Annotated in this window: 7 protein-coding genes; 3 read left to right on the top strand and 4 right to left on the bottom strand. The window is 73.5% G+C overall.

The window, feature by feature from the left end:
• Positions 1-462 (top strand): (2Fe-2S)-binding protein (locus N4P33_RS29645; protein WP_260830029.1); only part of this gene is annotated, 462 nt, incomplete at its 5' end.
• Positions 463-705: 243 nt separating this feature from the next.
• Positions 706-1,755 (top strand): DUF2637 domain-containing protein, encoded by a 1,050-nt coding sequence (locus tag N4P33_RS29640; RefSeq protein WP_260830028.1) that lies wholly within the window; start codon positions 706-708, stop codon positions 1,753-1,755.
• 29 nt (positions 1,756-1,784) lie between these two features.
• On the opposite strand, the gene N4P33_RS29635 is transcribed toward N4P33_RS29640, so the two are convergent.
• Complete coding sequence (locus N4P33_RS29635) at positions 1,785-2,264, bottom strand: ATP-binding protein (protein ID WP_260830027.1); 480 nt, start codon at positions 2,262-2,264, stop codon at positions 1,785-1,787.
• 213 nt (positions 2,265-2,477) lie between these two features.
• The gene (locus N4P33_RS29630; protein WP_260830026.1) at positions 2,478-3,101 is read right to left on the bottom strand and encodes a hypothetical protein; all 624 of its coding nucleotides are present in this window, start codon (positions 3,099-3,101) and stop codon (positions 2,478-2,480) included.
• A gap of 298 nt (positions 3,102-3,399) precedes the next feature.
• Here N4P33_RS29630 and N4P33_RS29625 point away from each other — a divergent pair, with 298 nt between their 5' ends.
• Positions 3,400-4,998 carry a helix-turn-helix domain-containing protein gene (locus tag N4P33_RS29625; RefSeq protein WP_399030344.1) on the top strand — a complete coding sequence of 533 codons (1,599 nt, stop codon included), beginning with the start codon at positions 3,400-3,402 and terminating at the stop codon, positions 4,996-4,998.
• A gap of 6 nt (positions 4,999-5,004) precedes the next feature.
• On the opposite strand, the gene N4P33_RS29620 is transcribed toward N4P33_RS29625, so the two are convergent.
• Both N4P33_RS29620 and N4P33_RS29615 read right to left on the bottom strand, forming a co-directional pair.
• Positions 5,005-6,747: a pyruvate dehydrogenase gene (locus N4P33_RS29620; RefSeq protein ID WP_260830024.1), complete on the bottom strand. Its 1,743-nt coding sequence runs from the start codon at positions 6,745-6,747 to the stop codon at positions 5,005-5,007.
• 28 nt (positions 6,748-6,775) lie between these two features.
• On the bottom strand, positions 6,776-7,751 hold a 976-nt coding region (locus N4P33_RS29615), incomplete at its 5' end, for a protein phosphatase 2C domain-containing protein (RefSeq protein ID WP_260830023.1).

The raw sequence follows: 7,751 nt of genomic DNA, 5'->3' as shown, positions 1-7,751 counted from the left end.
GGCTTCGCCTGCCTCCCCGGCGATCCGGCCGCCGAGCTGCCCGGCGCGCGGGTCGTCCCCGACGAGGACGCGCTGCGCGCCGAGGTCCGCGCGGCGGTCTCCGAGCACCTCGAACCCGTCCTGGCCGGATTCGGACCCCGTATGCGGCGGCGCGGCCGGGCCCTGTGGGGCATGGCGACCGACGAGGTCGTGGAGAGCCTGTGGTACGTCGGGCAGCTGCTCGGCGAGGAGGAGCGGGCGATGCGCGAGCTGGAGCTGCTGCTGCCGGGCACGACCAAGCCGTACGTGGGCGCGGCGGCGTTCCGCCGGTCGGCGGGCCCCGCCGGTGAACCCGCGCACACCCGGGACCGGGTCAGCTGCTGCATGTTCTACACGCTGCGCCCCGACGACATGTGCGCCACCTGCCCGCGCACCTGCGCGACCCAGCGGGCCGGGGGCAGGGCGCTGGCCGAGGCCGGCTGACCCGCCCCCGGGCACCCGACGGCGCTCGGCACCAACGGCCCCATCCGTTTCCCGAACCACCCCGGCGGTCACACTAATTCGAACTCAACCACCGTGATTCAAGCGGCAGTTCGAGCACAAATGCGCCTGGAGCGGTCCCTTGCGCCTCCTTGGCGGTCTGTTGCCGCGAAACCCCCTGAGGGCTGCGGCGATTGGGCCACTATGGCGGGCGTTACGCCCTATCCCAAGGCAAGGGACCCCTAGATGAGACTGACCGACATATCGCTGAACTGGCTGCTTCCGGGCGCCGTGCTGCTCCTGGGCATGCTGGCGGCGGTGGCGGTGCTGGCGCGCGGCAAGCGCTCCTCGGTCAAGGACACGAGCCTGGACGACTCGTGGGAGCGCAGCGAGGAGCGCCGCAGGCGCAAGGAGGCCATCTACGGCACCGTCTCCTACGTCCTGCTGTTCTGCTGCGCGGCGGTGGCCGCGGCGCTCTCCTTCCACGGCCTGGTCGGCTTCGGTGAACAGAACCTCGGCCTGTCCGGCGGCTGGCAGTACCTCGTCCCCTTCGGCCTGGACGGCGCGGCGATGTTCTGCTCGGTGCTCGCCGTGCGCGAGGCCAGCCACGGGGACGCGGCACTCGGCTCACGGATACTCGTGTGGACGTTCGCGTTCGCGGCGGCCTGGTTCAACTGGGTGCACGCTCCCCGGGGCGTCGGCCACGCGGGCGCCCCGCACTTCTTCGCGGGCATGTCCCTGTCGGCGGCGGTGCTGTTCGACCGCGCGCTGAAGCAGACCCGCAGGGCCGCACTGCGCGAACAGGGCCTGGTGCCGCGCCCGTTGCCGCAGATCCGTATCGTGCGCTGGCTGCGGGCGCCCCGGGAGACGTACCGCGCCTGGTCGCTGATGCTGCTGGAGGGCGTGCGCAGCCTGGACGAGGCGGTCGAGGAGGTCCGCGAGGACCAGCGGCAGAAGGACGCGGAGCGCCGGCGCCGGCGCGAGCAGGAGCGGGTGGAGCGGGCCCAGTTGAAGGCCATCAGCCGCGGTCACCGGGGTTTCGTGGGCCGCGGCGGCGGACGACAGCTGGAGGCGACGACGACGGTGGAGCGGGGCGACGACATGGTCTCCGCGGAGCCTGCCATATCGGCGACGCCGGAGCCTCTGCCCGTGCGCACGCGGCCCTCCCTCCAGCCGGTGCGCGGCGCCACTGAACCGGTGACCGTGGACCTCACCGCGGAGGACGACACCCAGGCCCTGCCGCGGCTGGACTCCCTGGAGCGCAAGCTCAAGGACCTGGAGCAGCAGTTCGGCTGAGCCGGTGCGGTTCAGGCGGCGTCCGCGGTTCAGGCGGCGTCCGCGCCGAGTTCGAACCAGACGGCCTTGCCCACGGCGTGCGGCCGTACCCCCCACTGATCGGCCAGGGACTCCACCAGGACGAGGCCCCGGCCGTGCGTACCGTCGTCGGCGTCCGGTACGCGCGGCCGGGGCTCGCGGGCCACGAAGTCCCGTACCTCCACGCGCAGTCCACGCGGTCCGACGGTGGCCGTCAGCACCGCCTCGCGGTCGGTGTGCACCAGCGCGTTGGTGACCAGTTCGCTGGTGAGCAGTTCCGCTATCTCGGACCGGCCGGGCCTGCCCCAGCTCCGCAGCAGCTCGCGCAGCGCCCGCCGGGACTCCGGTACCGCCCGTAGGTCGGCCCGCCCCAGTCTGCGCCTGAGCTGGGCCGCGGGGCCCCGCTGTGCGGCCGCGTCGGCCGTCTCCTCCACCGTCTTCACCGAGGGCCCGCCCGTGCCGGGACGGCCTCCTCGTACCTGCCTCGTCATGACCCCCGCCCGTGTGCCGCTCGACGTCCCCCGGTGTCTCGAACACGCTCACGGGAATGCTTGCCCCATCGGCACGGAGGCAGTCATGTTCGGGCGCCGGCGGCCGGTTGTTGGCCGAAGTGCGACGGCCACCGACCCGCGCGGGGCCGTCCTCCCGACCCCCGTGGCGAGAGGACGGCCCCGGCTCTCGTGGTGGCCGTGGGGGGCGTGCGGTCAGTGGAGCTTGGTGACGGCCGTCCTCGTGGTCTTCTTGAAGGCGGCCACCGGGGCGTCGCCGAAGTCGCCCATCTGTCCCCAGCCGACGACGGTCACGGTCCTGCCGTCCCGGCCGACGGACAGCAGGTTGATGTCCGTGGCGCCCCAGGAGGTCTCCGTGTGCAGCCCGTACACCTTGGCGCCCTCCTCGACCCGCACCGCACCGTAGAAGCGGCCCTCGGCCTCGACGTCCGGGTACGTCCGCTCGATGCGGTCCGCGCAGGTACGGATCTCCTTGTCCAGCCGGGCGGCCAGCGCCTTGCCCTTGGCCGCGGAGCCGGTGACGGTGGTGACCTGCACGGCGCCGGTGTCGAGGTCGGTGTGGAACAACCGGTGCCGGTAGTCGTAGGCGGGCACGCCCTCGCCCAGGCAGTAGGCGAGCTGGACCGGGAAGCCGTCGGTGACGGGGCCGGCGGTCCACTCGGAGGAGGGGTGCGGCGGCAGCTGGGACGCGGAGAGGAACCGCGGGGCGGCGGAGGTATTGTGCGCCGCCGCTCCGGCCGGTGCGGTGAGTGCCGTGCCGGCGGTGAGGGCGGCGACGGTGAGGACGGCGAGTGCGCCGGCTCGGGTGCGGTTGGGCATGGGTGTCCCCCGTGTGGTGTGTGCGTGGTGGATGGAAACTGCCGCGGCGTGAGGTACCGCAACCGTAGGGTCTGGCGTGGTACGTACGCCGGGTCCGGCGCGACGGCCGGGATGGTCCGTCCGGCGGCCGCCGGGGCGGTACCAAGAGCATCGGCGGTCACGCCGGGCGGGCGCAAGCGCCGTGGGCGGTCCGGCGGGCATGGAACCATCCCAGCCTGTCTGACGTGCAGGTATATGGGGTGCCTGGGATGCCGTCCCGGGCCCGGGACGGCGGCGGGGACGAGAGGCGGGGGTGTCGGTGTCGGCACAGGGCGACGGCGGCCGGGACGAGGTGGCCGGGTTCGCGGCGCTGCTGCGGGAGCTGAAGGAACGGACGGACCGCAGCTACGGCTCGCTGGCCCGCCGCCTCGGCATGAACACCTCCACCCTGCACCGCTACTGCGCCGGCGACGCGGTCCCCGTCGACTTCGCCCCCGCGGAACGCTTCGCGGCCCTGTGCGGCGCGACCCCGGAGGAACGCCTGGAACTCCACCGCCGCTGGCTGGCAGCCACAGCCACCCGCCAACGCCCCCGGGCCACGGGCCCTGCGGGCAGCGGATCCGAGCCCGCCCCGGACACCCCCACCGCCACGACGGACGTCGATGCGGGCACCCGGCAGAACATCGACACACAGCCGGAGCCGGCGACCGAGCCGCACGAACCGAGGGCGGACGAGCGGACTCCCAGTGCCTCCGTGGGCGAGCCCGGTGGTCCGCGCGGGGCGGGGAGCGGCCCGACGGGTGGTTCCGGTCGGGGCTCCGCTCCCGTCGACGGGCGGGGGGATGCCGACGAGTCCGGTGTGGGTGGCGAGGCTGTGTGGGACGGGGGTGTGGTGCGCGGGCCCGTGGCCGCGGCGGCGCGGCGTGGTGGTGCCGGTGCGACCGGGCCGGCCGGGGGCGGTGGTCCGGGGCGGCGTTGGTATCGGCGCAGGCGGGTGCTGCTCGCTGTCGCCTGTGCCGTCCTCGGGGTGGCGGGGAGTCTGTCCGCGTTGCCGGACGGGGGCGGGAAGCGGTCCGCGGCCGACGGTGTGCGGGCCGGCGGGGAGCCGTCGGTGAGCGTGTCCGGGAGCGCCGGACGGGGTGAGGCGTCGTCGTCGGCGTCCCCCTCCCCCTCCGCGAGCGGCACGGCCAGGCGCCCGCACGGCACCGACGGTTCGGGCGGACCACGGGACGAGCCCTCCGCCTCGGCGACCGGGACGGATGCCGCGCCGAGCGGACCCGGCGCCGGTCCTGCCGGGACGACACCCCTCGCCTGGACCGTCGACTCGCAGGCGTGGGACCAGGGTTGTGGGCACGACTACGTCGTCGGCAAGCCGCCGGCTCAGGTGCCGCCGCCGCCCGCTCCGCAGGACGCCGGTGTCTGGGCGGCGACACAGAACGCCGTGCACGGGCGGGAGACGCTCGTGGAGGTGTCCGTGCAGGGCAGGTCCGAGGCGGCGGTGGTACTGACCGCGCTGCGGGTCCGGGTCGCCGGGCGGTCCGAGCCCGTCGCGGGGAACGCGTACGCCATGGACCAGGGCTGCGGCGGCGCGCTCACGCCGCGGTACTTCGACGTGGACCTCGACAAGGACCGGCCCATCGCCCGCGCGGTCCCCGGCAACGACGCGGGCACGCCGATCCCGGCCGTGCGCCTGCCCTACCGGGTCTCGGCGAAGGACCCGGAGGTGCTGCTGGTGACCGCCCGCACCGGCACCTGCGACTGCCGCTGGTACCTGGAGCTGGACTGGTCCTCACAGGGCCGCACCGGCACCGTCCGGATCGACGACCACGGCCGCCCGTTCCGCACCAGCGCCATCGAGGGCCTGCCGCACTACGAGTACGACACCCTGAACCGCCGCTGGCGGACCCGCGGCTCCTGAACTGCCTCACGGCCGGGGCACGTTGCGCAGGTTCGACCGGGCCATCTGCAGCATCCGGCCCACCCCGCCGTCAAGGACGATCTTCGACGCGGACAGCGCGAACCCGGTGACCATCTCCCGGCTGATCTTCGGCGGGATGGACAGCGCGTTGGGGTCGGTGACGACGTCGACGAGCGCCGGCCCCTTGTGCTTGAACGCGGACTTCAGCGCCCCGGCGAGCTCCTTCGGTTTCTCCACGCGCACCCCGTACGCCCCGCACGCCCGCGCGACGGCCGCGAAGTCGGGGTTCTTGTTGGCCGTGCCGTACGACGGCAGCCCGGCGACCAGCATCTCCAACTCGACCATGCCGAGCGAGGAGTTGTTGAACAGCACCACCTTCACCGGCAGGTCGTACTGGACGAGGGTGAGGAAGTCCCCCATCAGCATGGCGAATCCGCCGTCCCCGGACATCGACACGACCTGCCGCCCCCGGTCGGTGAACTGGGCGCCGATCGCCATGGGCAGCGCGTTCGCCATCGAGCCGTGGGAGAAGGAACCGATCACCCGGCGACGGCCGTTGGGCGAGAGGTAGCGGGCGGCCCAGACGTTGCACATGCCGGTGTCGACGGTGAACACGGCGTCGTCGTCGGCGAGTTCGTCGAGTACGTACGCCACGTACTCGGGGTGGATCGGCACATGCTTCTCCACCTTCCTGGTGTACGCCTTCACCACCCCCTCCAGCGCCTCCGCGTGCTTCTTCAGCATCCGGTCGAGGAACCGCCGGTCGTCCTTGACCCGCACCCGCGGAATCAGACACCGCAGCGTCTCCCGTACGTCGCCCCACACCGCGAGGTCCAGCTTCGAGCGCCGCCCCAGATGCTCGGGCCGCACGTCGACCTGGACGATCCGTACGTCGTCGGGGAGGAAGGCGTTGTACGGGAAGTCCGTGCCCAGCAGGATCAGCAGGTCGCACTCGTGGGTGGCCTCGTAGGCGGCGCCGTAGCCGAGCAGACCGCTCATGCCGACGTCGAAGGGGTTGTCGTACTGGATCCACTCCTTGCCCCTCAGCGCGTGCCCCACGGGCGACTTGACCTTCTGCGCGAACTCCATGACCTCGGCGTGCGCGCCCTTGGTGCCGCTGCCGCAGAACAGGGTGACCTTCTCGGCCGCGTCGATCATGTCGACGAGCCGGTCGAGCTCGGCGTCACCGGGGCGGACGGTGGGCCGGGAAGTGACGAGGGCGGACTCGGCGGCCTTCTCCGGTGCGGGCAGGTCGGCGATGTCGCCGGGCAGGGAGACGACGCTGACGCCGGAGCGGCCGATCGCGTGCTGGATGGCGGTCTGCAGCAGCCGGGGCATCTGCCGCGGGCTGGAGATCAGCTCGCTGTACTGACTGCACTCGCGGAACAGCTGGTCGGGGTGGGTCTCCTGGAAGTACCCGAGCCCGATCTCGCTGGACGGGATCTGGGAGGCGAGGGCGAGGACGGGGGCCATGGAACGGTTGGCGTCGTACAGGCCGTTGATGAGGTGCAGGTTGCCCGGCCCGCAGGAGCCGGCGCAGGCGGCGAGCCGGCCGGTGATCTGCGCCTCGGCGCCGGCGGCGAAGGCGGCGGTCTCCTCGTGCCGGACGTGGATCCAGTCGATGGCGGGATGGCGGCGCACGGCGTCGACGACGGGGTTGAGGCTGTCGCCGACGACGCCGTAGAGGCGTTTGACGCCCGCGCGGGTGAGGATGTCGACGAATTGTTCCGCGACGTTCTGTCTGGCCATGGCTTCCATGAATTCACAAGGGCGCCGCTCACGCCTCCCAGACGGCGACGGCCGTGCGGTCGTCCGCGTAGCCCTTGACCCGTACCTGGGTGTCGGCGAGGAACGCGGCGAGGCCGGGGGGTTCGGGGCGGGACCAGCGGTCGGCGAGGTGGGCGCGGAGTTCCTCCTCGCCGCGCAGGGGGTCGGCGAGTCCGGCGCCGCACATCAGCAGGGTGTCACCCGGGCGGGCTATCGAGGTGCGGAAACGGAAGGGCTCGCGCGGGGGCTCGGGGGCCGGCTCGTACGGGCTCGGGGGTGTGGGGATGCCGAGGTCCATGGTGAGGCGGTCGCCCTCGGGGGTCTCGGAGGGCGGTGAGCCGAAGCCGAGGACGGGCTCGCCCTTGACCACGGTGACCTGCGGTTCGATGTCCTGCCAGACGCCGTCGCGGAGCCGGAACAGGCCGCCGTCCCCGACGCCGAAGAAGACCCGGGTGCGGCAGTCGGGGTCGGCGGGCAGGAGCAGGCAGCGCAGGGTCGCGGCGTACGCCTCCGGCTCCAGGCCCTGCTCGGCTGCGCCGGCGCGGAGTTTCCCGAGGCTGCGGTCGGTGAGCCGGTGCAGGCCGGACTTCAGGTCGCCGCGCCGGGCGGCCCTGATGTCCTCGACGAGGCGGGCGTGACTGCGGCCGACGGCCCTGCCGATCCACCGGCAGGCCTCGGCGGCGGCACGGTGCGCCTCCGGCGCGGTCCGCGCACCCGTCGCGACGGCGACGAGCAGGAGCGCGCTCTCCCCGCTCCCGAACCGCGCGGTGAGCAACGCGTCCCGCCGCGGCTCCCCCCGGTACCGGGCGGAATCCCCCCGCACGGAAGCGGCCCGTAACGTACAGGCCCCGTACCGCGCCCCGTCCAGCACGGTGTCCGGCACGAGATCCTCCAGCCGATCGACCTCGGCGACCGGCAACGCGGTCGGCTCGGGATCGTAGGTGGGCGGCCGGGAACCGACGTAGGCACGGGCGGGGGGTGGCGGG

Origin of the sequence: Streptomyces sp. 15-116A, assembly GCF_025290915.1 — a bacterium.
Lineage (GTDB): Bacteria > Actinomycetota > Actinomycetes > Streptomycetales > Streptomycetaceae > Streptomyces.
The sequence above is the reverse complement of the archived record's forward strand: the minus strand, read 5'-3'. Positions and strand labels throughout refer to the sequence as shown.

Bases quoted from the DNA above. Each gene is read 5' to 3' on its own strand.
- N4P33_RS29640 (WP_260830028.1), top strand. From the start codon at position 706: ATGAGACTGACCGACATATCGCTGAACTGGCTGCTTCCGGGCGCCGTG.
- N4P33_RS29635 (WP_260830027.1), bottom strand. From the start codon at position 2,264: ATGACGAGGCAGGTACGAGGAGGCCGTCCCGGCACGGGCGGGCCCTCG.
- N4P33_RS29630 (WP_260830026.1), bottom strand. From the start codon at position 3,101: ATGCCCAACCGCACCCGAGCCGGCGCACTCGCCGTCCTCACCGTCGCC.
- N4P33_RS29620 (WP_260830024.1), bottom strand. From the start codon at position 6,747: ATGGCCAGACAGAACGTCGCGGAACAATTCGTCGACATCCTCACCCGC.